At 68.7% G+C, this 25,861-nt stretch carries 23 protein-coding genes; 16 read left to right on the plus strand and 7 right to left on the minus strand.

Going from position 1 to position 25,861, the window contains the following annotated elements; all coding sequences use genetic code 11:
• Positions 1-147: 147 nt before the first annotated feature.
• Entirely contained in the window at positions 148-1,215 is a 1,068-nt protein-coding gene (locus tag VSR71_RS16790; RefSeq protein WP_342914981.1) for a CaiB/BaiF CoA-transferase family protein, read from the minus strand.
• Positions 1,216-1,589: 374 nt separating this feature from the next.
• On the opposite strand from VSR71_RS16790, the gene VSR71_RS16795 reads away from it, so the two are divergent.
• On the plus strand, positions 1,590-2,027 hold the full coding sequence (locus VSR71_RS16795) for a universal stress protein (protein WP_342914982.1): 438 nt from the start codon (positions 1,590-1,592) through the stop codon (positions 2,025-2,027).
• 45 nt (positions 2,028-2,072) lie between these two features.
• On the opposite strand, the gene VSR71_RS16800 is transcribed toward VSR71_RS16795, so the two are convergent.
• Both VSR71_RS16800 and VSR71_RS16805 read right to left on the minus strand, forming a co-directional pair.
• On the minus strand, positions 2,073-3,125 hold the full coding sequence (locus VSR71_RS16800) for a serine/threonine protein kinase (RefSeq protein ID WP_342914983.1): 1,053 nt from the start codon (positions 3,123-3,125) through the stop codon (positions 2,073-2,075).
• Positions 3,126-3,129: 4 nt separating this feature from the next.
• The gene (locus VSR71_RS16805; protein WP_342914984.1) at positions 3,130-4,749 is read right to left on the minus strand and encodes a DEAD/DEAH box helicase; all 1,620 of its coding nucleotides are present in this window, start codon (positions 4,747-4,749) and stop codon (positions 3,130-3,132) included.
• Between the two features lie 329 nt (positions 4,750-5,078).
• Here VSR71_RS16805 and VSR71_RS16810 point away from each other — a divergent pair, with 329 nt between their 5' ends.
• From VSR71_RS16810 to VSR71_RS16880, 15 genes are all read left to right on the plus strand, one after another.
• Positions 5,079-6,764, plus strand: a complete 1,686-nt coding sequence (locus VSR71_RS16810; protein WP_342914985.1) for a ClcB-like voltage-gated chloride channel protein — start codon at positions 5,079-5,081, stop codon at positions 6,762-6,764.
• 110 nt (positions 6,765-6,874) lie between these two features.
• Positions 6,875-7,282 carry a hypothetical protein gene (locus VSR71_RS16815; RefSeq protein WP_342914986.1) on the plus strand — a complete coding sequence of 136 codons (408 nt, stop codon included), beginning with the start codon at positions 6,875-6,877 and terminating at the stop codon, positions 7,280-7,282.
• A gap of 86 nt (positions 7,283-7,368) precedes the next feature.
• Complete coding sequence (miaB, locus tag VSR71_RS16820; protein ID WP_342914987.1) at positions 7,369-8,721, plus strand: tRNA (N6-isopentenyl adenosine(37)-C2)-methylthiotransferase MiaB; 1,353 nt, start codon at positions 7,369-7,371, stop codon at positions 8,719-8,721.
• 10 nt (positions 8,722-8,731) lie between these two features.
• Entirely contained in the window at positions 8,732-9,730 is a 999-nt protein-coding gene (locus VSR71_RS16825; protein WP_342914988.1) for a PhoH family protein, read from the plus strand.
• Positions 9,731-10,492 carry an rRNA maturation RNase YbeY gene (gene ybeY / locus VSR71_RS16830; protein WP_342914989.1) on the plus strand — a complete coding sequence of 254 codons (762 nt, stop codon included), beginning with the start codon at positions 9,731-9,733 and terminating at the stop codon, positions 10,490-10,492.
• 134 nt (positions 10,493-10,626) lie between these two features.
• Positions 10,627-11,514 (plus strand): HlyC/CorC family transporter, encoded by an 888-nt coding sequence (locus VSR71_RS16835; RefSeq protein ID WP_342914990.1) that lies wholly within the window; start codon positions 10,627-10,629, stop codon positions 11,512-11,514.
• Positions 11,511-13,118, plus strand: a complete 1,608-nt coding sequence (gene lnt, locus VSR71_RS16840; protein ID WP_342914991.1) for an apolipoprotein N-acyltransferase — start codon at positions 11,511-11,513, stop codon at positions 13,116-13,118. The genes VSR71_RS16835 and lnt overlap by 4 nt, the downstream gene beginning before the upstream one ends.
• A 491-nt stretch (positions 13,119-13,609) precedes the next feature.
• Entirely contained in the window at positions 13,610-14,557 is a 948-nt protein-coding gene (gene glyQ / locus VSR71_RS16845; protein WP_342914992.1) for a glycine--tRNA ligase subunit alpha, read from the plus strand.
• Positions 14,554-15,183, plus strand: coding sequence for a hypothetical protein (locus VSR71_RS16850; protein WP_342914993.1), 630 nt, complete (start codon positions 14,554-14,556; stop codon positions 15,181-15,183). The genes glyQ and VSR71_RS16850 overlap by 4 nt, the downstream gene beginning before the upstream one ends.
• A gap of 35 nt (positions 15,184-15,218) precedes the next feature.
• Entirely contained in the window at positions 15,219-17,342 is a 2,124-nt protein-coding gene (glyS, locus tag VSR71_RS16855; RefSeq protein WP_342914994.1) for a glycine--tRNA ligase subunit beta, read from the plus strand.
• A 31-nt stretch (positions 17,343-17,373) separates the two neighbouring features.
• Positions 17,374-17,964, plus strand: a complete 591-nt coding sequence (gmhB, locus tag VSR71_RS16860) for a D-glycero-beta-D-manno-heptose 1,7-bisphosphate 7-phosphatase (RefSeq protein ID WP_342914995.1) — start codon at positions 17,374-17,376, stop codon at positions 17,962-17,964.
• Between the two features lie 46 nt (positions 17,965-18,010).
• Complete coding sequence (locus tag VSR71_RS16865) at positions 18,011-18,775, plus strand: lysophospholipid acyltransferase family protein (RefSeq protein ID WP_342914996.1); 765 nt, start codon at positions 18,011-18,013, stop codon at positions 18,773-18,775.
• Positions 18,772-19,617 carry a SprT family zinc-dependent metalloprotease gene (locus tag VSR71_RS16870; protein WP_342914997.1) on the plus strand — a complete coding sequence of 282 codons (846 nt, stop codon included), beginning with the start codon at positions 18,772-18,774 and terminating at the stop codon, positions 19,615-19,617. Before VSR71_RS16865 ends, VSR71_RS16870 begins: the two co-directional genes overlap by 4 nt.
• 151 nt (positions 19,618-19,768) lie before the next feature.
• Positions 19,769-20,176: a lactoylglutathione lyase gene (gene gloA / locus VSR71_RS16875; RefSeq protein WP_342914998.1), complete on the plus strand. Its 408-nt coding sequence runs from the start codon at positions 19,769-19,771 to the stop codon at positions 20,174-20,176.
• 59 nt (positions 20,177-20,235) lie between these two features.
• The gene (locus tag VSR71_RS16880; protein ID WP_342915067.1) at positions 20,236-21,102 is read left to right on the plus strand and encodes a DMT family transporter; all 867 of its coding nucleotides are present in this window, start codon (positions 20,236-20,238) and stop codon (positions 21,100-21,102) included.
• A 180-nt stretch (positions 21,103-21,282) separates the two neighbouring features.
• On the opposite strand, the gene trpS is transcribed toward VSR71_RS16880, so the two are convergent.
• The 4 genes from trpS to VSR71_RS16900 are packed head-to-tail and all read right to left on the minus strand — an operon-like array spanning position 21,283 to position 25,856.
• A complete protein-coding gene (gene trpS / locus VSR71_RS16885) occupies positions 21,283-22,320 on the minus strand; it encodes a tryptophan--tRNA ligase (RefSeq protein ID WP_342914999.1) in 1,038 nt (345 codons plus the stop codon).
• A gap of 54 nt (positions 22,321-22,374) precedes the next feature.
• A complete protein-coding gene (gene rsmA / locus VSR71_RS16890; protein WP_342915068.1) occupies positions 22,375-23,208 on the minus strand; it encodes a 16S rRNA (adenine(1518)-N(6)/adenine(1519)-N(6))-dimethyltransferase RsmA in 834 nt (277 codons plus the stop codon).
• A gap of 29 nt (positions 23,209-23,237) precedes the next feature.
• On the minus strand, positions 23,238-24,341 hold the full coding sequence (gene pdxA, locus VSR71_RS16895; RefSeq protein ID WP_342915000.1) for a 4-hydroxythreonine-4-phosphate dehydrogenase PdxA: 1,104 nt from the start codon (positions 24,339-24,341) through the stop codon (positions 23,238-23,240).
• A 42-nt stretch (positions 24,342-24,383) separates the two neighbouring features.
• Positions 24,384-25,856, minus strand: a complete 1,473-nt coding sequence (locus VSR71_RS16900; RefSeq protein WP_342915001.1) for a peptidylprolyl isomerase — start codon at positions 25,854-25,856, stop codon at positions 24,384-24,386.
• Between the last annotated feature and the right edge of the window lie 5 nt (positions 25,857-25,861).

The raw sequence follows: 25,861 nt of genomic DNA on the forward strand, positions 1-25,861 counted from the left end.
AAGGGCCATGCTGCATGCTGAAGCGCGGAATACTCGCTGCTCGGGAGCAGCAGAATCTGCGCGGCGGGCGGGCAATTCCGCAGGAGTGGACAGCCGAGCGTAGCCAGCCAGTGTTTGCTGGTGACAGAGGCTAGCCGAACTCGCCGCTCACTCCGTGCCGGCGGGCAGGAACCGCGGTGCCGGGGCCGAGCGCGGCACTTCGCGCTCGCCCTGCCGGAACATCCGGTAGGTGCCGCGCGCCTGGTTGTGCGGATGGCGGGCGGCCTCGTCCAAGGTCAGCACGCGCGCGAAGCAGACATCGGTGCCGCCCAGCAGCGCCTCCCAGTGCGTGCTCGGCTGCGCCGCGATGCAGCCGGCGATGCGCGCCTTCAGGGCGGGCCACTGGGCGCGGTCGTATTGCGCAGCGGGATCGACGTCGGCCAGTTCCAGCCGTTCGAGCAGTTCGCGGTAGAACTGCGGCTCGAGTGCGCCAAGCGTGATGGCGCGGCCGTCGGCGCAGCGGTAGACGTCATAGAACGGCGAATCGTGGAACGGGCTGGGCTGAGGTCCGCCGAGGGTGCCGGCGGCCCGCGATACCTGCACCAGCGAGCCGAGCATGGCAACGATGTCGGTGATCGCCGCATCGACCACGCAGCCCACGCCGCTGGCACGCGCGCTCAGGATGGCGCTGGTCAGGCCGAAGGCCAGGCCGAGCGCGCCGGTGGCATCGCCCATCACGGTCGGCGGCACCATCGGCAGCGCATCGTCGCGCGCGGCCATCGACAGCAGGCCGGTCAGCGCGATGTAGTTCAGGTCATGGCCGGCGCTCTGCGCCAGAGGGCCGCTCTGCCCCCAACCGGTCATGCGGCCGTACACAAGGCGCGCATTGCGGGCATGGCAGGCCTTGGGGCCCAGGCCCAGCCGCTCCATCGCGCCGGGGCGCAGCCCTTCGATCAGCGCATCGGCGCCTGCCACGAGGTCGAGCGCCGCGGCGACGCCTTCGGGCGATTTCAGGTTCAGCTGCACTACCTGCTTGCCGTGCTCGAGTTCCATCTCCGGCGGCACGGCTTGGCCGCGCAGGATGCGGCGCGCGTCAGGGGCGACCGGGCGGGTCACCAGCGTTACCTCGGCGCCGAGGCCAGCCAGCATGGCGCCGCACAGCGGGCCGGGGCCGATGCCTTCGAATTCCACCACCTTGATGCCGCGCAGGGGCAGCAGCTTGCCATGCTCACTCATTTGCTTGTCTCCGTTGCCGTGCGCTGGGATCCGGATCCCGTGCCAGCCTGTATGGGGTATGTGGTGCGCTGCGTCAGAACAGCTTCCTGCCGACCTGTCACGGCGCTCGCGAGCCATGCTACGCGCTACGGCGCCGGGGCGGCAATGGCCGAAACTGCCAGCCGGGTTGACGGATTTGCCAGGCGGCCGGTTATCGCACGCGAGGCCGTGGCGGCATCGTAGTTTTCCGAATCAACTTGATCTAAGTCGGGTCACAGCGGGAAACTTGCTGCGATGATGGTTTCAGATGGCGCCGACGCCCCGCGGCGGCAGCGTCAGGAGGTGTTCTTCAACCTGGCTCGTTCCGACAGCCCCCAATCCAGGAGATTCCCGTCATGACCAATATCGTGCTCGCCACCGATGGCTCGGCCTTCAGCGATGCCGCGGCGCGCTTTATTGCCGAAGGCAAGCTGCTGCAGAACGGCTTTACCGTGCATGTCGTGCATGTGGCTCCGGAAGTGAGCGGCCAGGTGCGCGCCTTCGTCAGCAAGGAAACCATCGACGACTGGCACAAGGAGGCCAGCGACAAGGCGATGGCGGGTGTCAGCGAGATCCTGTCGGCGGGCGGCGTGCCGTTCGAGCGGCATGCGCTGCACGGTTTCGCGCCGGAACGCATCGTGGCCTATGCGCGCTCGGTGAATGCCGAAGCCATCGTGATGGGCACGCATGGCCGCGGTTCCTTCTTTGATGCGGTGATCGGTTCGGTGGCCGGACGCGTGCTGGCGCAGGCGGATTGCCCGGTGCTGCTGGTCAAGGCGCCGGAGAAGAAGTAAGGCAATCTCAGGACACGCGGCGCGCCCGGCGCCGCGCATCGCTTGTCAGGCGCCCCACAGGGGCGCTTCGTCCATCAGGGCTACCTGTTCGCGCAGTTCGAGAATGCGGTCCTGCCAATAGCGCGCGGTGCCGAACCACGGGAACGCGGCCGGGAAGGCAGGATCGGTCCAGCGGCTGGCCAGCCAGGCGCTGTAGTGCAGCAAGCGCAGGGTGCGCAGCGCCTCTACCAGCCACAGTTCGCGCGTGCGGAATTCGGCGAAATCCTCATAGCCGGCCACGATGTCTGCCAGCTGGTCCTGCATCGCAGCGCGGCCGCCCTCCAGCAGCATCCATATGTCCTGGATCGCCGGCGCCATGCGGCTGTCGTCAAAGTCCACGAAGTGCGGCCCCGGCGCGCCGTGGCTGCCGCCGCGCGCGTCGTCTTCGTCGATCCACAGCACATTGCCGCGGTGGCAGTCGCCATGCGCGCGCAGCAGCGGCACGTCGCCGGCGCGTTCGTAACAGCGGCGCACGCCGTCCAGCGCCAGCTCGGCGACCGACTGCCACGCCGGCAGCAGGTCGGCGGGGATGCAGCCGCTGGCCAGCAGCCAGTCGCGCGGGGCAACGCCGAAGGTGTCGAGGTCCAGTGCGGGCCGGGCCTGGTAAGGCTGCGTCGCGCCGACGGCGTGGATACGGCCGATAAAGCGGCCGAGCCAGGTCAGCGTGTCCTTGCGGTCGAGCGCGGGCTCACGGCCGCCGCAGCGCGGGAACACCGCAAAGCGGAAGCCGGCGTGGTGGCGCAGCGTGCCGGCATCCGGCGCACCGGCAGGCAAGTACAGCGCCGGCACGGCCGGGACCTCGGCATCGGCCAGCTGCTGCACGAAGGCGTGTTCTTCCAGGATGGCCGCGTCGGTCCAGCGGCCGGGGCGGTAGAACTTGGCGATGACCGGCGCGGCGTCCTCGATGCCGGCCTGCCACACCCGGTTTTCATAGCTGTTGAGCGCCAGCAGGCGCCCGTCGGGACGCAGGCCGGCACTTTCGAGCGCGTCCAGCATCCGCTCAGGCGTCAGGCCGGCATAGGGAATACCGGAATCGGCCGGGGCGGTGGACGCTGTCATGGGATCAATCGCGGTTGCGGTTGCCGCCGAGCAGGGCCGCCTGCGGCGCCGGGCGGCGGTTGCGCGCGGGGGCCGGGGCGGCATCGTGCGGCTGGCGTGCCGGCTGGGCGGCGGCGCGTTGCTGGCCGCGTGCCGGCTCCTGGCTGCCCTGGCGCGGTGCGCCGCTGCGTGCGCCGCCATTGCTGCCACCATGGTTGCCGCCGTTGCCGTTGCCGTTGCCGTTGCCATTGCCGTTCCCACCGCCGCGGCGCTGGCCGCCTTCGGCCTGCCGTTGACGCGGCTGGCCGCCCTGGCCCTGGCGCGGTGCGTCCTGGGCCTGGCGCGGCGCGCGTGCGCGTTGTGCCGGCTCGCCGTCGGCGTTGGCCGGACGTGCCTGGCTGCGGCCGCGGCTTTGGCTTTGCCCTTGCCCCTGCCCGCCGCCGCGTTGCTGGCGGCCCTTCTGGATCGGCTCGGGAGCGATGGTCGGGTCGACTTCAAACCCCGGCAGCACGGTCTGCTCGATCTTGCGCTTGATCAGGCGTTCGATATCGCGCAGCAGCGCATGCTCGTCCACGCAGACCAGCGAGATCGCCTCGCCCTCGGCGCCGGCGCGGCCGGTGCGGCCGATACGGTGCACGTAGTCTTCGGGCACATTGGGCAGGTCGAAGTTGACCACGTGCGGGAGCTGGTCGATGTCGATGCCGCGCGCGGCGATATCGGTCGCCACCAGCAGCCGCAGCGTGCCGGCCTTGAACTCGGACAGCGCGCGCGTGCGTGCCGACTGGCTCTTGTTGCCGTGGATCGCCAGTGCCGACAATCCGTCCTTGGTCAACTGCTCGGCCAGGCGGTTGGCGCCGTGCTTGGTGCGGGTGAACACCAGGACCTGGTGCCAGTCGTGCTGGCGCACCAGGTGCGCCAGCAGTTCGCGCTTGCGTTCGCGGTCGACCGGGTAGACGCGCTGGTCGACGGTCTCGGCGGTGGTGTTGCGCCGCGCCACCTCGATCGAGGCGGGGTTGTTCAGCAGGCGGTCGGCCAGCGCGCGGATATCGTCCGAGAACGTCGCCGAGAACAGCAGGTTCTGGCGCTTGGCCGGCAGCACGTTGAGGATCTTGCGGATATCGTGGATGAAGCCCATGTCGAGCATGCGGTCGGCTTCATCGAGCACCAGCAGCTCTACCTGCGACAGGTCGACGGTGCGCTGCGCCACGTGGTCGAGCAGTCGGCCGGGCGTGGCCACCACGATATCGACGCCGCGCTTCAGCTGCTCGATCTGCGGGTTGATGCCGACGCCGCCAAACATCACCATCGAGCGCAGGCGCAGGTACTTGCCGTAGTTGCGCACGCTTTCCTCGACCTGCGCGGCCAGTTCGCGCGTCGGCGTCAGCACCAGCGCTCGCACCGGCGGCTTGCCGGAGCGCGCTGCGTTGCCGGCGGCACGGGCCGCGGCGGACTCGGACAGCAGGTGCAGCATCGGCAGGGTGAAGCCGGCGGTCTTGCCGGTGCCGGTCTGGGCGCCGGCGAGCAGGTCGCCGCCCTTGAGGACGGCCGGGATTGCCTGCGCCTGGATGGGGGTCGGTGAGGTGTAGCCCTGCTCGGCCACCGCACGCACAATCTTTTCGGACAAGCCGAGTTCGGAAAAAGACATGAATTGCTGCTTCGGCCATCCCTGCGCACGCGGTGCGCCGATCGCGGGATGGCTCGTGTAATCGATGTTCGGTATCGGTAACAGGAGCGGCCGGAGGGCCGGCCCGGCAGGCCAGTGGCCCGCCCGCGGGAAAGGTCGCTAGTGTACCAGTCCATCGCGAGCCGGTTCTGCACATGCGGCGGCGCCGCATGCGCGGCTGCGCACATCGGTGCGGCCAGGTGACGCTGCGCTATCATGACTGGCGCCGCAGGCGGCCCGCCCCCGAGCCGTCGCAGTCACGCCGGCCCACCCTGCCTGCCCTGGCACCCTGCCGCGCCCCGGAGCCCGCCATGCGCTTGCGTTTTCTTGAAGACCAGGAAGTCACCCTGTTTGCGGCCATTCCGGTCGGCATCGTGGCGGCCATTGCGACCACTCTGTTCAAGGAGGCGCTGGAAGGTGCCGGCGTGGTGCTGTTTTCCAGCCATGCCGACGTGGTGGTCGTCTTTGCGGCACTGGCCCTGGGCTGGCGCGTGGTGGTACCCGCAGTGGGCGGTGCGCTGGCCGGCGCGCTGCTGGTCCTGTCCAACCGGCTGGCCAGCAGCCATGGCGGCGCGACCGACTATATGGAAGCGGTGGCAAATGGCAGCGGCCGGCTGCCGGTGCGGATCACGCTGCTGCGGGCCATGTCCTCGTTCTTCTCCATCGTCAGCGGCAGCTCCGTCGGCAAGGAAGGCGCGATGATCCAGCTGGCGGCGCTGTGCGGCTCGCTGTTTCCGACCACCCGCCTGGAGCGCGGCGGCGGCTCGAACATGCGCCGGATGCTGACCGCCTGCGCCGCCGCGGCGGGCCTGGCAACCGTCTATCACACCCCTTTCTCCGCCGCCGTCTTTGTCGCCGAAGTGGTTTTTGGCGCACTGGCGGTGCAGCGGCTGATGCCCCTCTTCCTGGCCTCGGTAGCCGGCGCCATGGTCAGCCAGTGGCACGGCGGACTGCAGCCGCTGTACCCGGGGCTGGAGATCGCGCCCGACCTGCGCCCGCATATCCTGCTGGCGGCGGCCGGACTCGGCGTGGCGGCCGGCATCGTCGGCGCGCTGTTCATGCGCGCGTCCGGCTTTGCCCGCAGCCGCTTCGCCGCGGTGCCGGGCGGGCCGGTGGCGCGGCTGGCGCTGGGCGGCGCACTGGTCGGCGTGCTGGCGATGGCAGTGCCCGAGGTCGTGGGCAACGGCTACCACACCATCCAGACCATCCTGCAGGAACAGCCGCTGAGCGTGCCCGTGGCCGGGGTGCTGCTGGCCAAGCTGGTGGCCACGGTGATCAGCATGGGCTCCGGCGCGGTCGGCGGGGTCTTCACCCCGTCGCTGTTCGTTGGCGCGGCACTGGGACAACTGCTGGCGCTGGCCATGCATGGCGTCGCCGACGGCGCCACGCCGCTGCTGCCGCTGGTCGGCATGAGCGCGTTCCTGGCCGCGACCAGCCAGGCGCCGCTGATGTCGGTGCTGATGGTGTTCGAGATGACGCTGGCGCCAGCGCTGCTGCTGCCGTCGATGATCGGCGCGGTGGCGGCGTACTACACGGCGTCGCGCTGCCAGACGCTGTCGCTGTACAGCGTGATCGCCGAGCGCGCACAGGCGTCGGCCGCGGCCGAGCACGCGCGCACCATGACGCTGGCCGGGCTGTGCGACCCGACCGCCACCGTGCTCGACCCCAACGCGAGCCTGGCCGAGGCGGCCGACAAATTCGCCGAGACCGGCACCCGCTATCTATACCTGGTGCAGTTCGACGGGCGCCTGCTGGGCGCGCTGTCGATCCACGCCGTGCAACGCGCCCAGCGCGACGGCTCGCAGCAGGGCGTGCTGGAGCTGGCCGAACGCGACTTCCCGGCGCTCACGCCCGATTCGCGCCTGCGCGATGCGCTTGAGGTGTTCGCCGAACACGGCATCAACCGGATCCCGCTGGTGCGGGACACGGTCGACCGTGAGCTGATCGGCACCGTGTCGAAGCAGCGTGTGCTGCAAGAGGCATCCTGCCTGTTCTGACTGCCGCCTTGCCGGGCCGCCCCGGGGCAGCGCCAAGCGAGTAAAATGGCCGGTTGCGCCCGCTCCGGGCCATCCCAACCACGCTTCGCCTCACTTGACGGAGTTTCCCCATGCCAGCAGGTCGTGAAACGCGCCGCGAGGCGCCGGAAGATACAAGGTACTTGCGCGGGCGGCTGCCGCGGCTGGCGGGCGTAACGTTAACGGTAACGGCCCTGCTGTTCGGCACGGCCGCCGCCTCGGCCCAGCCGGTGCGGGTGATCCCGGAGGACGCCCAGGCGGCGAAGCTGGTGATCGCCGCGCCGACGGCCAGCACACCGCCGACCGCCACGCTGGACGGCAAGACCGTGGGCGTGGCCCCAGGCCTGCGCCTGTTCGGCACCGACAACCAGTTGCTGGCCTCCGCCGCGGTGGCAGGCCAGAAGCTGCCGGTGCGCTACAAGCTCGACCTCTATGGCCAGTTGCTGACCGCCTGGGTGCTGAGCGAGCCCGAGCAGAAGGCGCTGAAACAGAAATCGTAGTCCCCCGAAAGAGCGCGGCGTGCCCCACGCGACCGCGCGTTGTTGCAACACCCTGATGCCCCCAGGTCAACCACTGAGATCGGCATATGAAGAAAGTTTTCGTCAAGACGTACGGCTGCCAGATGAACGAGTATGACTCGGACAAGATGGTCGACGTTCTCAACGCCAGCCAGGGGCTGGAACCCACCGACCGCGTCGAAGACGCCGACGTGATCCTGTTCAACACCTGCTCGGTGCGCGAGAAGGCGCAGGAGAAGGTGTTTTCCGAACTGGGCCGGATGAAGGCGCTCAAGGCGGTCAAGCCCGACCTGGTGATCGGCGTGGGCGGCTGCGTGGCCAGCCAGGAAGGCGCCAGCATCGTCTCGCGCGCGCCGTACGTCGACGTGGTGTTTGGCCCGCAGACGCTGCATCGCCTGCCCGACCTGATCGCGCGCCGCCAGCGCACCGGCCAGTCGCAGGTGGACATCTCCTTCCCCGAAATCGAGAAGTTCGACCACTTGCCGCCGGCACGTGTGGAAGGCCCGAGCGCCTTCGTCTCGATCATGGAGGGCTGCTCAAAGTACTGCAGCTACTGCGTGGTGCCCTATACCCGCGGCGAGGAAGTGTCGCGTCCGTTCGAAGACGTGCTGGCCGAAGTGGCCGGCCTGGCCGAGCAAGGCGTGCGCGAAGTCACGCTGCTGGGCCAGAATGTCAACGCCTACCGCGGCAAGATGGGCGATACCAGCGAGATCGCCGACTTCGCGCTGCTGATCGAATACGTGGCCGAGATCCCGGGCATCGAGCGCATCCGCTACACCACCAGCCACCCGAAGGAATTCACCTCGCGCCTGGTCGAGCTGTACGGCCGCTGCGACAAGCTGGTGAACCATTTGCACCTGCCCGTGCAGCATGCTTCGGACCGCATCCTGATGGCGATGAAGCGCGGCTACAGCGTGCTGGAATACAAGAGCATCATCCGCAAGCTGCGCGCGCTGCGCCCGCAGATGTCGATGTCGTCGGACTTTATCGTCGGCTTCCCCGGCGAGACCGATGCCGACTTCGAGAAGCTGATGGCGATGATCGAGGAGATCGGCTACGACACCTCGTTCTCGTTCATCTTCAGCCCGCGCCCGGGCACGCCCGCGGCCAACCTGCACGACGACACCCCGCACGAGGTCAAGCTGCGCCGGCTGCAGCGCCTGCAGGCCACCATCGAGGAAAATGTGCAGCGCATCAGCCAGGACATGGTCGGCACGGTGCAGCGCATCCTGGTCGAAGGCCCGGCGCGCAAGGACCCGACCGAGCTGCATGGCCGCACCGAGAACAACCGCGTGGTCAATTTCGCGCTGCCGGGCGTGCCCCAGGCGGGACGCGACCGGCTGGTCGGCCAGATGGTCGACGTCAGCATCACGCAGGCGTTCCCGCATTCGCTGCGCGGCGAGATCGTGGTGCGCCAGTAACCCGAGAACGATGAAGATCCCTTCCGCAGAATTCGTCGCCCCCAAGGACGACAACACCCGGCTGCAGAACCTGTGCGGGCCGCTCGACGAAAACCTGCGCCAGATCGAGCAGGCGCTGGACGTGACCATCCAGCGCCGCGGCCACCGCATGACAGTGCGCGGCGCGAATGCGCAGGATGCCACGGCCGCGCTGGAGCGCTTCTACAACCACGCGCGCACGCCGCTGTCGATCGACGACGTGCAGCTCGGGCTGGTGGAAACGCGCCAGCTCTCCGCGCATGGTGCCTACCTGCCCGGCAACGACAACGCCGAGGACGTGCTCGAGTACGAGGACGAATCGCCGGTGCTGCACACCCGCCGCACCGGCCTGCAGGGTCGCACCGTGGCGCAGCGCGAGTACCTGCGCAATATCCTGTCGCACGACCTGACCATGGGCATCGGCCCGGCCGGCACCGGCAAGACCTACCTGGCGGTGGCATGCGCGGTCGACGCGCTGGAGCGCGACGCGGTCAAGCGCATCGTGCTGACGCGCCCGGCGGTGGAGGCCGGCGAGCGCCTGGGCTTCCTGCCCGGCGACCTGGCGCAGAAGGTCGATCCTTACCTGCGCCCGCTGTATGACGCGCTGTACGACCTGCTCGGTTTCGACCGCACGCAGAAGATGTTCGAGCGCCAGATGATCGAGATCGCGCCGCTGGCCTATATGCGCGGGCGCACGCTGAACCACGCCTTCATCATCCTGGACGAGGCCCAGAACACCACGCCCGAGCAGATGAAGATGTTCCTGACCCGGATCGGCTTCGGGTCCAAGGCGGTGATCACCGGCGACATCACGCAGATCGACCTGCCCAAGGGCCAGAAGAGCGGCCTGGTGGAGGCGCAGCATGTGCTGCGCGACGTGCGCGGCATCGCCTGCACCCGCTTCTCCAGCATCGACGTTGTGCGCCATCCGCTGGTGGCCCGCATCGTCGATGCCTATGACGAATACCACGCCCAGCACAAGGACGCGTAATTGAAATCCCCGAAAAACCAGAAATCCAAGGCCCCGGGCGTCAGCCTGACCCTGTTCGATGGCGATGGCCGCGCGCGCAAGAGCGCCGCGCACGCGCTGCGCGTGCAGCTGCCCGACGGCCGCAGCCTGACGCTGGACCTGTCGCAGGCCGCCGACGGCGTGGTCGCGCTGCTGGCCGAGCACACCGACACCAACCAGCAGGCCGGCCTGCTGGTGCGCCCGGACAACCATGACTCGCTGTCCGTGGCCGTGACCGCCACGCCGGTCGTCACCACCACCGGCACCCCGGCCACGCCGCCGGCGCTGGAGCTGGAAATCCAGCAGGGCGACGGCATCGGCAGGCAGGACGGGCTGCCGCCGCGCAGGAAGATCGAAACCTGGGTCAAGTCGGCGCTGTATGCCGATGCGGCGCTGACGATCCGCTTCGTCGGCGAGGAAGAAGGCCGCCTGCTGAACCGCACCTACCGCGGCAAGGACTACGCCACCAACGTGCTGACCTTTGCCTATGCGGAGAACGAGGACGACCCCGTGACCGGAGATATCGTGCTGTGCTGCCCGGTGGTCGAAGCCGAGGCGCGCGAGCAGCGCAAGCCGCTGGAAGCGCACTACGCACACCTGATCGTGCACGGCGTGCTGCACGCCCAGGGGTACGAGCACGAGGAAGACGCCGAAGCCGAGGAAATGGAGGCGATCGAGACCGAGACCCTGCAGGCGCTGGGCTACGCGGATCCTTACCGCGCCGAGCGCACCGGCACCGCGTGATTTGACGGCGCACCGGCGGCGCGGCACAAATGCCGCCGGCATCACATCCGGCGGCAGCCGCCCGGCGGCTGTCACGGGATCGACAGCCTTTTGGTGTATCCTTCAGTCGATCTCCACCACGCGCTCGCCGCGAAATGAACGACCCCTATCCCAGTTCGAAGCCCGCCTACCTGAAGCAGGTCGATCGCCCCAGATCGCTTCTCGAACGCCTGTCAGACCTGATCTCCCCCGAGCCGGACACTCGCGCAGAACTGCTCGAAGTGCTCCAGGACGCGCACGAGCGCAACCTGATCGATGCGGATTCGCTGTCGATGATCGAGGGCGTGTTCCAGGTCTCCGAACTGACCGCCGGCGACATCATGGTGCCGCGCGCGCAGATGGATATGGTCAATATCGCCGACGCGCCGGAGACCTTCATCCCGTTCATGCAGCAGACCGCGCACTCGCGCTTCCCGGTCTACGAAGGCAGCCGTGACAACATCATCGGCATCCTGCTGGCCAAGGACCTGCTGCGCTACTACACCGACCCCGCCTTCGACCTGCGCGAAACGCTGCGGCCGGCGGTGTTCATCCCCGAATCCAAGCGCCTGAATATCCTGCTGCGCGAATTCCGCATCAACCGCAACCATATCGCCATCGTCGTCGACGAATATGGCGGCGTGGCCGGGCTGGTGACGATCGAGGACGTGCTCGAGCAGATCGTCGGCGATATCGAGGACGAGTTCGACCTGGATGAAGACCAGGACAATATCCTGCCGATGCCCGACGGCAGCTGGCGCGTGCACGGCCTGACCGAGATCGCCCAGTTCAACGAGGCCTTCGGCACCGGCTTTTCCGACCACGACGTCGACACCGTGGGCGGACTGCTGTCCAACCACGTGGGCCACGTGCCCCACCGCGGCGAGGTCATCATCCTGCCGCCGATCCGCTTCGAAGTGCTGCGCGCCGATGCGCGGCAGGTGCACCTGCTGCAGGTGCACCGCGAATCCCTGGCTGACAGCGCGAGCGCTGCCGGCGCATGAAGCGTCCCGCCCCGATCCCCAACGGCGCCGCCGCTGCCGACGCCGGCGCTGGCAGCGTGTCCGGCGCGCGTTCGCGCGCCGCCGCCATGGCGCGGCTGTTGCTGGCCGGCGTGCTCGGCGTTGCCCATACGCAGGCCTTCGCCCCGCATGACTGGTGGTGGCTGCAGATCCTGTCGCTGGCCGGCCTGGCCGCACTGATCGCCGACGCGCCGCGCGCGCGCATTGCCGCGGCCACCGGATATGCCTTCGGCCTGGGCTGGTTCCTGTCCGGCATCTGGTGGCTCTATATCAGCATGCACGTCTACGGCGAGATGCCGGCGTGGATGGCGGCGCTGGCGGTGGTGCTGTTCTCGGGCTACCTGGCGCTGTGGCCGGCGCTGGCGGGCGCGCTGTGGCACCGGCTCACGGCACGGCTGCGTGCCGGCACATGGGCCGCGGCGCTGCTGGCGCCGCTGGCGTTCGGTGCCGCGTGGGGGCTGTCGGAGTGGCTGCGCGGTGTCGTTTTCACCGGTTTCCCGTGGCTGTCGGGCGGCTATGCCCATACCGACGGGCCGCTTGCCGGCTTTGCGCCGCTGGTCGGCGTCTACGGCATCGGGGCGCTGGCGGCCGCCATCGCGGCCTTGCTCGCCGGGGCCGTGCGCGGGCTGGGGCACGGTGCGCGCATGCGTGCCGTCGTGGCGCTGGCGCTGGCGCTGCTGCTGCCGGCGCTTGGCGCGGCGCTGTCGCCGCTGGCCTGGACCACGCCGGCCGGCAAGCCGCTGACGGTGCGGCTGCTGCAGGGCAACGTGCCGCAGGACATCAAGTTCGAAGTCGTCGGCATCCAGCGCTCGATCGCGCTCTACCGCGACATGATCACCTCGGCGCCTGCCGATCTGGTGGTAACGCCCGAAACCGCGTTCCCGGTGATCCTGCAGGACCTGCCGGTCGACGTCGCCGTGGCGGTGCGCGACTACGCGCTGCAGAGCGGTACCACGGTGCTGTTCGGCGCGGCCGGAGCCGATTCGCCGGTCGATTTCACCAACAGCGTGTTCGGGCTGGGGCCGCTGACCGAGCGGCTGTACCGCTACAACAAGCACCACCTGGTGCCGTTCGGCGAGTTCATTCCGCTGGGCTTCCGCTGGTTCGTCGACATGATGAAGATGCCGCTGGGCGATTTCCGCCGCGGCGGGCTCGACCAGCCTTCGCTGCCGGTGCGCAGCGTGCGCGTGGCGCCCAATATCTGCTACGAGGATCTGTTCGGCGAGGAGATCGCGCAGACGCTGCGCCAGCAGCCCGCGCCCGCCAACGTGCTGGCCAACCTGACCAACCTGGCCTGGTTCGGCGACACCATCGCCCTGGACCAGCATCTGCAGATCTCGCGCATGCGCGCGCTGGAAACGCGCCGCCCGATGCTGCGCTCGACCAATACCGGCATGACCGCGGTGGTGCGCCCGGACGGCACCGTGCAGGCGCGCCTGCCCACCTTCACGGTCGGCACGCTGGTGGCCGAGGTGCAGGGCATGCAGGGGCTGACCCCATATATCCGCTGGGGGAACGCGCCGGTGCTGGCGCTGTTTGCGCTGGTGCTGGGCGCGGCCGCGTGGTGCTCGCGACGCGAAGGCTGAAGTCCGGCCTGGCGCTGCTGGCGCGCCAGGCGCGCGCTGGCTGCGTCAGTTCAACACGCCGGTCGCCACCGACACGACGGCCGCGGCGATCATGACCGCGATTGCGACCAGGTAAGGTTTGCGAGAAAGCAGTGTCATGATTCCAAGTCCCCATCATTAATCGTCTACCGGCAGGACGACCACGCCTGCCAACCGCAACACTCTGAACGGGTTGCTTACTAATACTGTATACAAAAACGTTATCGGCTAGCGTTTCCGCAACTTGAAATCGAGGTCGGTATTTTCCCCATGCGTTGCGAAAGACCGACATCCGCAGGCACCTCCGGGCGCCAGCCGACACCCCGCCAATCGGGGCGAGCGTCCAAAAAGCCGATAGAATTCAGGGTTTGGCAAAATCCGTAAGCGGCGGCCCCGGCACGCGCTGCGCCGCCAGTACGCCAGGCGGCGCAAATTCGCCCCAGCCGACCGATCAGCCACTACCAAGTCTTCATATGCTGACCTTCCAACAAATGATTCTGACCCTGCAGGCCTACTGGGACCGGCAGGGTTGCGCGCTGTTGCAACCCATCGATCTGGAGGTCGGCGCCGGCACTTCCCACGTGCATACCTTCCTGCGCGCGATCGGCCCCGAGCCGTGGCGCGCCGCCTACGTGCAGCCGTCGCGGCGGCCGAAGGACGGCCGCTATGGCGAGAACCCCAACCGCCTGCAGCACTATTACCAGTATCAGGTCGTGCTCAAGCCCGCGCCGGAGAACATCCTCGAGCTGTACCTGGGCTCGCTGGAGGCGCTGGGCCTGGACCTGAAGCAAAACGACATCCGCTTCGTCGAGGACGACTGGGAGAACCCGACGCTGGGCGCGTGGGGCCTGGGCTGGGAAGTCTGGCTCAACGGCATGGAAGTGACCCAGTTCACCTACTTCCAGCAGGTCGGCGGCATCGACTGCAAGCCGATCACCGGCGAGATCACCTACGGCATCGAGCGCCTGGCGATGTACCTGCAGAAGGTCGAGAACGTCTTCGACCTGATCTGGACCGAATGGGTCGAGAACGGCGAGACGCGCCGCCTGACCTACGGCGACGTGTACCACCAGAACGAAGTCGAGCAGTCGACCTACAACTTCGAGCACAGCAACACCGAAATCCTGTTCCGCCATTTCGCCGAGCACGAGGGCGAGGCCAAGCGCCTGATGGGCAATGCCGAAGGCGCCGAGGATGGCCAAGCCACCGGCATGCGCCTGGCACTGCCCGCCTATGAGCAGGTGCTGAAGGCCGCGCACACGTTCAACCTGCTGGACGCCCGCGGCGCCATCTCGGTGACCGAGCGCGCCGCCTATATCGGCCGCATCCGCAACCTGTCGCGCCAGGTGGCACAGGCCTACTACGATTCGCGCGAGGCCCTCGGCTTCCCGATGTGCGGCAACGGCGGAGCCCGGGCATGACGCAACTGGCGCGCAGCGCGCTGTGCTGCGCCTTGGCCATCGCCACGCTGTCAGCCACCGGCAATGCCGCCGCCGCGCGCGCGGTGGCGGCCCCGGCGCCGCAGGCGCTGCTGCTGCCGGCCGAACTGAGCAATGTCTGCGAGGCCGACCCGCAGGCGCTGCAGCTGGCCATGTCGCGCCACTGGCGCCCGTCGCTGAACTCGCTCGACCAGTGGACACAGCTGGTGCGCTCGTTCGCCTGCGACCTGTCGGGCCAGCGCGACCTGGGCTGGCACCGCGTGCCGCTGCGCGCCTATGAAAGCGCGATCCGCTACCCGCTGACCTGGGTGGAGGTGGAAACCACCAACGGCCGCACCCGGCGCAAGACCAAGACCTATTACTCGGCGGCCCAGCTGCCGCCGAAGATCGATTTCTGGGTGGGCGGGCGCATCGACGAGATCCGCTACGACAAGCGCCTGCGCCGCATCGACGCGCGCTTCCCCGCCGCGGGCAGCCGCGGCGGCAGCAACGGCGCCGCCAGCGCCGCGGCGGCCGCGCAGTGCGCCTTCACCACGCTGCAATTCCGGCAACAGAACGGCCTGTGGCTGCTGTCCGGAGTGGAACCTAATCATTCGCCGCGCTGCTGACAGCAGCGCGCGCCACAACCTGTTGGATACGATTCATGTCGCAACCCATGACCGACTCGCTGCTGATCGAACTGTTCACCGAAGAGCTGCCACCCAAGGCGCTGGCGCGTCTGGGCGACGCCTTCGCGCAGGGCCTGTTCGCCGGCCTGGGCGAGCGCGACCTGCTTGAGCCGGGCGCCACCGTGACGCCGTTCGCCACGCCGCGCCGGCTGGCCGCGCTGGTGTCGGGCGTGCGCCGCAGCGCGCCCGACCGCGAGCAGCGCGAGAAGGTCCTGCCGCTGTCGGTGGCGCTTGGCGCCAACGGCGAGCCCACCCCGCCGCTGGCGAAGAAGCTGGCCGCGCTGGCCAAGTCGGTCGGCGTCGCCGAGATCGACTGGCAGTCACTGGAGCGTGCCTCGGACGGCAAGGCCGAGGCCTTCTTCTACCGCTACACCGCGCGCGGTGCCGAGCTCGCCGCCGGCCTGCAGGCGGCGCTGGAAGACACCATTGCCAAGCTGCCCATCCCCAAGGTGATGAGCTACCAGCGCCCGGACGGCAGCACCGTGCATTTCGTGCGCCCGGCGCACAGCCTGATCGCGCTGTTCGGCAGCGAGATCCTGCCGGTGTCGGTGCTGGGCCTGCAGGCCAGCAATGTGACGCAGGGCCACCGCTTCCTGTCGCACGGCATGATCGAGATCACGCATGCCAACGACTACGCGAAGCAGCTCGAATCGGCAGGCCGCGTGCTGGCCAGCTATGCCGAACGCCGCGAGCGCATGCGTGCCGCATTGCTGGCCGAGGCCGGCGCCGACCAGGTGATCATGCCCGAGTCGCTGCTCGATGAAGTCAACTCGCTGGTGGAATGGCCGGTGGTCTACGCCTGCCACTTCGAGGAAGCCTTCCTGGCGGTGCCGCAGGAATGCCTGATCCTGACCATGCAGACCAACCAGAAGTACTTTGCGCTGACCGATGCCCAGGGCCATTTGCGCAACCGCTTCCTGATCGTGTCGAACCTGGCCACCGAGACGCCGCAGTCGATCATCACCGGCAACGAGCGCGTGGTGCGCCCGCGCCTGGCCGACGCCAAGTTCTTCTTCGACCAGGACCGCAAGAAAACGCTGGCCTCGCGCGTGCCGCAGCTGGCCGGCGTGGTCTACCACAACAAGATCGGCACGCAGCTGGACCGCGTGCAGCGCCTGCAGCAGATCGCCGGCCATGTCGCCGATGCGCTCAACGCCGCCGGCGTGGCCACCGACAAGGCGGCCGCGATGCGCGGCGCGGAGCTGGCCAAGGCCGACCTGCTGACCGACATGGTCGGCGAGTTCCCCGAGTTGCAGGGCACCATGGGCACGTACTACGCGCGCCACGACGACGAAGCCGGGGACGTGGCGCTGGCCTGCTCCGAACACTACCGCCCGCGCTTCGCAGGCGATGCGCTGCCCGAAGGCTCGGTCAGCACCGCCGTCGCGCTGGCCGACAAGCTGGAAACGCTGGTCGGCATCTGGGGCATCGGCCTGCAGCCGACCGGCGAGAAGGACCCGTTCGCTCTGCGCCGCCATGCGCTGGGCATCCTGCGCATGCTGATCGAGAAACCGCTGGCGCTGTCGGTGACCGGGCTGCTGGCGCTGACGCAGCAGACGTTCGACGGCATTGCCGCGGTCAAGCCGGCGCCGGACGCCATCGCCGACTTCCTGTACGACCGCGTGCGCGGCTACCTGAAGGAAAAGGGCTACACCACCAACGAGGTCGAGGCCGTGGTCAGCCTGCGCCCGGACCAGTTGCACGACGTGCTGGGCCGCATGGAAGCGGTGCGTACCTTCGCCGCGCTGCCCGAGGCCGAGGCCCTGGCCGCCGCCAACAAGCGCATCACCAACATCCTGCGCAAGAACACCGAGCCGGTCGGCGCGGTGAACCCTGCGCTGTTTCAGGAAGAGGCCGAAGGCGCGCTGCACGCGGCCATCGAGAAGGTGCGCCCGGCCGTGGAAGCCGCCTTCGCCAGCGGCGATTTCACCGCCGCGCTGCGCGACCTGGCCCAGGTGCGCGATGCCGTCGACCACTTCTTCAACGACGTGATGGTGATGGCCGAGGACGCGCAGCTGCGCGCCAACCGCCTGGCGCTGCTGGCCTCGCTGCATGCGCTGGCCAACCGCGTGGCCGACATCTCCAAGCTGGCCGCCTGAGCGCCGCCAGCACGCGATACCGGAGCCGCACATGCCGCAGATGCCGCCCAAGTTCGTCATCCTGGACCGCGACGGGGTGGTCAACCTCGACAGCGACCAGTTCATCAAGTCGCCGGACGAATGGATTCCCATCGACGGCAGCCTGGAAGCCATTGCCGCGCTGAACCAGGCCGGCTATCGCGTGGTGATCGCCAGCAACCAGTCCGGCATCGGCCGCGGCCTGTTCGAGATGAGCGCGCTCAACGCCATGCACGAGAAGATGTACACGGCGCTGGCGCGCCTGGGCGGACGCGTCGAGGCCGTGTTCTTCTGCCCGCATACCGCCGCGGACGGCTGCGACTGCCGCAAGCCCAAGTCCGGCATGCTCGAGCAGATCAGCGAGCGCTTCGGCATCGAGCTCAGGGGCGTGCCGATCGTCGGCGATTCGCTGCGCGACCTGGAGGCCGGAGTCGCGGTCGGTTGCGCGCCGCACCTGGTGCGCAGCGGCAAGGGCCTGAAGACCCTCGACAAAGGCGGCCTGCCGCCCGGCACGCTGGTGCATGACGACCTGCGCGCCTTTGCCAGCTGGCTGACCGGCAACGATCGCGGCAAAGACGGCACCTCCCGCGATTCCGCACAATAAGCCATTGCCGACGCTGGCTCCGACCCTATTTTTTGCGCCCCCACGCATGACGTTTCTCCGTTCCCTGCTGTTTGCGCTGTACCTGCTGGTGCTGACGCCTCCCTACGCCTGCGCCTGCTTCTTGGTGTTTCCCTTCATGAGTGCCGACCAGCGCTTCCGCTTTGTGCGCGGCTGGCCGCGGCTGGTGATCTGGGCCGCGCGCGGCATCTGCGGCATCCAGTACCGCATCGAAGGCCATGAGCACATGGACAGCATGCTCGACAAGCCGGTGGTGCTGCTGTCCAAGCACCAGTCGGCGTGGGAGACGGTGGCCTACGTGGCGCTGATGCCCCGGCCGCTGTGCTTCGTGTTCAAGCGCGAGCTGCTGCTGGTGCCTTTCTTCGGCTGGGCGCTGGGCATGCTGAAGATGGTGCATATCAACCGCAAGGAAGGCACCCGCGCCTTCGCCTCGGCCGTGCGCCAGGGCCGCGAGCGGCTGTCCGAAGGCGCCTGGATCATCATGTTCCCGGAAGGCACGCGCACGCCGTCGGGGCTGGAAAAGCCGCGCTACAAGAGCGGCGGCGCGCGCCTGGCGGTCGAGACCGGTGCCTGGGTACTGCCGATGGCGGTCAACTCCGGCCGGGTGTGGCCGCGCAACAAATTCCTCAAGTACCCGGGCATGGTGACCATCTCGGTCGGCCCGCCGATCGCGTCGGCCAACAAGACCGCCGACCAGCTCAACCAGGAAGTGGCCGACTGGATCGAGAGCGACATGCGCCGCATCGACGCGGACAGCTACCGCAGCGAAGCACGGGTAGAGCCGGCCGCATGAGGCCCGCCTCCGACGCCGACGGCGCGCAGCTGGAACTGCCGCTGGCAGAGGCCTCTGCCAGCATCCACGCGCCGGCGGCGCCGCTGGTGCCGGAGCAGCCGGCATGGCCGATACCGCAGCCCAATGCCCGGCTGCTGCACGTGGGCGAGCGCGCGCTGCACTATACGCTCAAGCGTTCGTCGCGCCGCACCATCGGCTTCACCATCGACGACCGCGGCCTGTCGATCACCGCGCCGCGCTGGGTCACGCTGGCCGACATCGAATCGGCCATCCTGGAGAAGCAACGCTGGATCTTCAACAAGCTCGGCGAGTGGCGGCACCGCGAGGCACGCCGCGTGCTGCCCATGGTGCAGTGGCGCGACGGCGCCAGCCTGCCCTTCCTGGGCCAGCCGCTGGCGCTGTCGCTGGAGTCGCCGATCGGCGCGCTGCTGTTCGATGCCGACCGCCGCGTGCTGCACCTGGCGCTGCCCGCGCACGCCGACGAGCAGCAGATCAAGGACCGCGTGCAGGGCTGGCTGCAGCAACAGGCGCGCCGGCTGCTGGCCGAGCGGCTCGACGTCTATGCCGGCAAGCTGGGCGTGCGCCATACCGGCTTTGCGCTGACTTCGGCGGCCACGCGCTGGGGCAGCTGCACCGCCGACGGCAAGATCCGGCTGAACTGGCGCCTGATGCATTTCTCGCTGTCGATGATCGACTACGTCGTGGCGCACGAACTCGCCCACCTGAAGGAAATGAACCACGGGCCGCGCTTCTGGCAGACCGTGGAATCGATCTTCCCGGAATTCCGCGACGCCCGCGCGCAGCTGCGCGCGCATCCGCCCGAGCTGCTGCCGACCTACTAGGAAACGCTCTCCGGAAGTGCCTCTTGGTCCCCGCCGTTTCATCCTTCGGGGACGAGCGCGCCCGATGGACAACTATTAAGCAGCCGGTGCGTTTCGGCTAAACGCACTAAAATGGCGCCTTCCAATACCTAAAACAGTTGAAGGCCCTCAAATGCGACTCCTCCACACCATGCTGCGCGTCGGCGACATGCAGCGCTCCATCGATTTCTACACCCGCATTCTCGGCATGCAACTGCTGCGCGAGAGCGACAACCCCGAGTACAAATACCGCCTGGCTTTCGTCGGCTACGGCCCCGAAAGCGAGACTGCGGTGCTGGAGCTGACTTACAACTACGGCGTCGGGCAGTATGACCTGGGCACCGCCTATGGCCATATCGCGCTGGAGACCGACAACGCCGCCGCGGCGTGCGAGCGGATCCGCGCGGCCGGCGGCAAGGTTACCCGCGAAGCCGGCCCGGTCAAGGGCGGCACCACCGTGATCGCCTTCGTCGAAGACCCGGACGGCTACAAGATCGAGCTGATCGAGCGCCATTCCACCCGCGACGCCAGCCGCCCGTAACGCGTCCATCGACCGCGACCGTGGACGCGCAAATCCTGACCCGCCGGCCGCTGGACGGCATGGCGGTGGGCCTGATGGTGGTGCTGTGCGCCGCCTGGGGCCTGCAACAGGTGGTGATCAAGGTGACCGCGCCGCTGATGGGCGCGGTGCTGCAGGCCGGCGTGCGCTCGGCGGTGGCGGCGCTGCTGGTGTTCGGCTTTGCCGCCTGGCGCGGCACGCCGATCTGGCGCCGTGACGGCACGCTCAACGCAGGGCTGCTGGCGGGGCTGCTGTTCGGCGCCGAGTTCTTCTGCATCTTCGTCGGGCTGGGCCACACCACGGCCTCGCGCATGGCGGTGTTCCTGTACACCGCGCCGATCTTCACCGCGCTGGGACTGCATTTCGTGGTGCCGGGCGAGCGGCTGCACTCCGGGCAATGGCTCGGCGTGGCGCTGGCATTCGTGGGCATGGCACTGGCGTTCGCCGATGGCATCTCGGCGCCGTCGGCCCATGGCAGCACGCTGCTGGGCGATGCGCTGGGCATCCTGGCCGGGGCGCTGTGGGCCGCCACCACCGTGGTGGTGCGCGCCAGCCCGCTGGCCAGCGCGCCGGCCAGCAAGACGCTGCTGTACCAGCTGGCGGTATCGGCGGTGATGCTGCTGGCGATGGCGGTGGCCGCGGGCCAGACCGCGACCATGCAGATCGACGGCGTGGTGCTGGCGAGCCTGTTCTACCAGTCGGTGCTGATCGCGTTTGCCAGCTACCTGACGTGGTTCTGGCTGCTGCGGCGCTACCTGGCGTCGCGGCTGTCGGTGTTTTCCTTCCTGACGCCGCTGTTCGGGGTGGCTTTCGGCGTGGTGCTGATGCACGACGCGGTGGGGCCGCGCTTTGCGGTGGCGGCCGTGCTGGTGCTGGCGGGGATTGTGCTGGTGAATCGGCGGGCGTGAGGGGCGCGTCAGGGTTCGGGTTAAAACCGTTGGCCTCGCTTCATGTGGCGCCTTGCTAGCCCACCCCTCACCCCGGGCCCTCTCCCCATGAGGGGAGAGGGAGAACACCTTGCTTAGGCAAGCTCGGGCGGCCTGGGAGCACCCAAAGCCGGTGGGCCCTTTTGCCCGCCGCCTTCAAGCTCAGCGGCGCGCCTCGAACGAGAACATCCCGAGCGCGTCGCGCACCTCCTCCAGCGTCTGCTGGGTCAGCTCGCGAGCCTTCTGCGTGCCCTGACGCAGCACATCGAACACATAGTCCGGGTTCTTGGCCAGCTCTTCGCGGCGGGCGCGGATCGGGGCCAGCATGTCCTGCAGGATGCCTTCGATGCGGCGCTTGAGCACCATGTCGCCCAGGCCGCCCTTGCGATAGTGTTCCTTCAGCGCCTCGACTTCCTCGGTGTTCGGGTCGAACGCGTCCAGGTAGGTGAACACGACGTTGCCCTCGACCTGGCCGGGATCCGACACCTTCAGGTGGTTCGGGTCGGTGTACATGCTGTGCACCGCGGCCTTGATCTGCTCCGGCGACGCGCCCAGCGCGATCGCGTTGCCCATCGACTTGCTCATCTTGGCCTTGCCGTCGACGCCGGGCAGGCGGCCGAACTTGGGGATCAGCGCCTTGCACTCCGGCAGCACGTCGCGGCCGACCTGGTTGTTGATGCGCCGCACGATCTCGTTGGTCTGCTCGATCAGCGGGGCCTGGTCTTCGCCCACCGGCACCACCTGGGCCTTGAAGGCAGTGATGTCCGCGGCCTGCGCGGCCGGGTAGCACAGGAAGCCGGCCGGGATATCGCGACCGAAACCGCGCGCCTGGATCTCTTCCTTGATGGTCGGGTTGCGCTCCAGCCGCGATACCGTGACGAAGTTCAGGTACATCAGCGTCAGCTCGGCCAGCGCCGGCAAGTGCGACTGCACGGTGATGGTGGTTTTGGCCGGGTCGATGCCAACCGCCATGTAGTCCAGTGCCACTTCCAGCACGTTGCGGCGCACCTTGTCGGGATCGTGCGCGTTGTCGGTCATGGCCTGGGTGTCGGCCAGCAGCAGGTATTGCTCATGCGAATCCTGCAGCGCCACGCGGCTCTGCAGCGAGCCGACGAAGTGGCCGAGGTGCAGCGGGCCGGTGGGACGGTCGCCGGTCAGGATCACGGGACGCCGGTTGGTTTGGCTGGTTTGGGCTGTCATGGGACGGTCTTGCACGAAATAAGTCGCGGAAATTCGGGTTCGTTGATCTGGGCTTCAGGCGGCCTGCCCCGCGGCGCCGCCACCCAGGCGGCGGGCCAATTCGACATACTCGCCGACGGGCACTTCCTCGGCGCGGCGGCCAAGGTCGAAGCCCATCGCGTCGAAGTCGACCTGGTCGCGCAGGAACGACAGCGTATTGCGCAGCACCTTGCGCCGCTGCGAGAACGCCGCGGTGACCAGGTCGCCGAGCACGGTGATGTCGCAATCGGCATGCGGCGAGCGCAGGCGGCCGTCGTGATGGCGCGGCCACGGGATCATCCGCACCACGGCCGAATCCACCTTGGGCGGTGGGTTGAAACTGCCCGGCGGCACGTCCAGCACATGTTCCATGTAGTAGCGCACCTGCAGCATGATCGACAGCCGGCCGAAGGCCTTGCTGCCGGGCTCCGCCACCATGCGCTCGACCACTTCCTTCTGCAGCATGAAGTGCTGGTCACGCACTAGGTCGGCGAACTGCATCAGGTGGAACAGCAGCGGGCTGGAAATGTTGTACGGCAGGTTGCCGACGATGCGCAGCGGCCTGCCCGGCACTTCCAGCTTGCCGAAGTCGAAATCCAGCGCGTCGCCGGCGTGTACCTGCAGGCGCTCGCCGTAGCGGCGGCGCAGGCGCTCGACCAGGTCGCGGTCGAGTTCGACCACCTGCATCTGCGGGATCCGTTCGAGCAGGGGGCTGGTCAGCGCGCCGAGCCCCGGCCCGATCTCGACCAGCACGTCTTCGGCTTGCGGGCTGATGGCATTGACGATGCCGTGGATGATGGTGTCGTCGACCAGGAAGTTCTGCCCGAATCGCTTGCGGGCCACATGGCCCTGGTGCACGTTGGAACGCATGGTTCGATGTTGCAGCATGAGGTCCGGCTTCAGCAAGGCGGCTGCAAGCCAGGATTGGGATGGCCCGGATGGCTGGCGCCGGCGCCATCGGGATGGCGGCCGTTGGCATGGCCGGCCATGGTGACCGCACTGCGGATGGCCTCGATCATGCTGCCATGCTCTGCCTGGCCGGTGCCAGCCAGGTCCAGCGCGGTGCCGTGGTCCACCGAAGTGCGGATGAAAGGCAGCCCCAGCGTGATGTTCACGCCGTGGCCGAAGGTGCCGTATTTCAGCGGCGCCAGCCCCTGGTCATGGTACATCGCCAGCACGCAGTCGGCATCGCGCAGGTGGCGCGGCTGGAACAGCGTGTCGGCCGGGAAGGGACCGCGCGCATCGATGCCGGCATCCTTGGCCTGCGCCAGCGCGGGCACGATCACGTCGATCTCTTCGCGGCCCATGTGCCCGCTTTCGCCGGCATGGGGGTTCAGGCCCGTGACCAGGATGCGCGGGCGCGCGATGCCGAAGTAGTGGCGCAGGTCGGCATCGATGATGGTCAGGGTCTGCAACAGCAGCGGTACGGAAAGCGCGTCGGGCACCGCGCGCAGCGGCAGGTGGGTGGTCGCCAGCGCCACGCGCAGCATGGCGTTGTCGTGCGCGGGCTGCGGGCCGGCCAGCATCATCACCACGCGCGGCACGCCGGCGCTGTCGGCCAGGTATTCGGTGTGGCCGGTGAAGGACACGCCGGCGTCGTTGATGGTGCTCTTCTGCACCGGCGCCGTGACCATGGCCGCATAGCGCGGCGCGGCGCGGCCATGCGGGCGGCAGCCGGCGATGGCGGCATCGAGCAGGGCCAGCACGTACCGGCCATTGCGCGCGTCCAGGCGGCCCGGCTCGCACGCGACCGCCAGCTTGATATCCTCGATCACCACGTCGCCGTCGGCGATGCGCCGCTCCCAGGCGTGCGTCACGCCCAGCGCCGCGGCACGATCGGCCAGCAGGCGGGCATCGCCCAGCACATGGAAGCGGTAGTGCCCGCTGCCGCCGTTGTTGCCATGGTTGGCGCCGGCGAGCTGCAGCAACGCCCCGATGGTGATGTCGGGGCCGATGCCGGCGGGCTCGCCGGTGGAAATGGCCAGGGATAGCGGGTCAGGCATGTCGGCGTGGGCGGGAGGGCGGGTGAGCGGCGCTTGCGCGCGTCAGCGCTGCCGGTTGATGCGGTACTCGACGTACGCCTGCGAGCGCAGCTGGCGCACCCAGTCATCATACGCGGCCCGCAGCTTCTGTTCGCGAACCTCGGCGCGGGCAAAGTCGCGCTGTTTCTCGGGCGACAGCTCGGTCTCGCGGCGGTTCAGCACCTGGATCAGGTGCACGCCGAACTGCGTGACCACCGGTTCCGAGATCTCGTTCGGGCGCAGGCGGCTCATGGCCTGCTCGAACTCGGGCACCAGCTCGCCCGGCGAGACCCAGCCGAGGTCGCCGCCGTTCTGTGCCGAGCCGTCCTGCGAGAAGCGCTTGGCCGCGTCGGCAAAATCGCCGCCGTGGGTAATGCGGTCGCGCAGCGTGCTGAGCTGGCGGCGCGCCTCGGCTTCGGGCATGTTGGGGCCGGTGCGGATCAGGATATGGCGCACCTGCGTCTGCGTGATCTTGCCTGCCGCGGCCGTGCCGGATGCCGGCGCGGCGCGCTTGGCCAGCAGCTTGACCACGTGGAAGCCCGCGGCGCTTTCCACCACCTGGGGCGCCACGGCGCCAGGCTGGAGGTCGACTACCGAGTTGGCGAACAGCGCCGGCAGCCGGCCGATCTCGCGAAAGCCCATGGCGCCGCCCTGCGCGGCTTCCGGGCCTTCCGAATTGGCTTGCGCCAGCTGCGCAAAGTCCGCGCCGCCCTGGGCCTGCTTCAGCAGCCCCTCGGCCTTGGCGCGCTGCGCCTGCTTCTGCGCGTCGGAGGCATTCTCGGGCACGCGCACGAGGATCTGCGCCACGTTGTATTCGGTCGGGCCGGTAGCGCCGGCCTGGCCGCCGCGGGCAGCCAGGAAGTTGTCGATCTCGCCGTCGTAGACCTGCACCTTGGAATCGACCTCGCGCTCGCGCAGGCGGATCACCTGCACCTGCTTGCGCAGCTCGTCGCGGTACTTGGTCCAGGTCATGCCGCTGGCTTCCACGCGGCGGCGCAGCTCGGTGGCGTTCATGCGGTTCTGCTGCGCCACCGATTCGATGGCGCGGTCGATTTCCTGGTCGGTCACGCGGATACCGGCTTCCTGCGCGGCCTGGGTCTGCACGCGTTCCATCACCAGGCGCTCCAGCACCTCGCCGAGCAGGTCGGCGCGCGGCGGGACGGGACGCCCGGTGGCGCGCAGCTGGCCTTCGATCTCGTCGGCGCGGTCAAGCAGCTCGCGGCGCGTGATCACGCTGTTGTTGACCACAGCAACCACCTCGTCGACCAGCTGCGAGCGCTTCTGGTCGCCGGGCTGCGGCACGCCGAGCTTGGGCTGGCTCGCCGGCGCGGTGACGTCGGAAGACTGCGGCACGAAGATGCCGGTGGCTCGCCCGGCGCCCGGCGCCTTCAGCTGCGCGGCGGCCGGAACGGCGATGGCGGCCAGCACGGCCGGCAGCAGCAGGCGGTGCCACGACGTCATGAGGAAGGAAAACACGGCGAATTCTTGACGTTTCATCTTAA

The organism is Cupriavidus oxalaticus (genome assembly GCF_038900635.1).
GTDB classification, from domain to species: Bacteria; Pseudomonadota; Gammaproteobacteria; order Burkholderiales; family Burkholderiaceae; genus Cupriavidus; species Cupriavidus oxalaticus_B.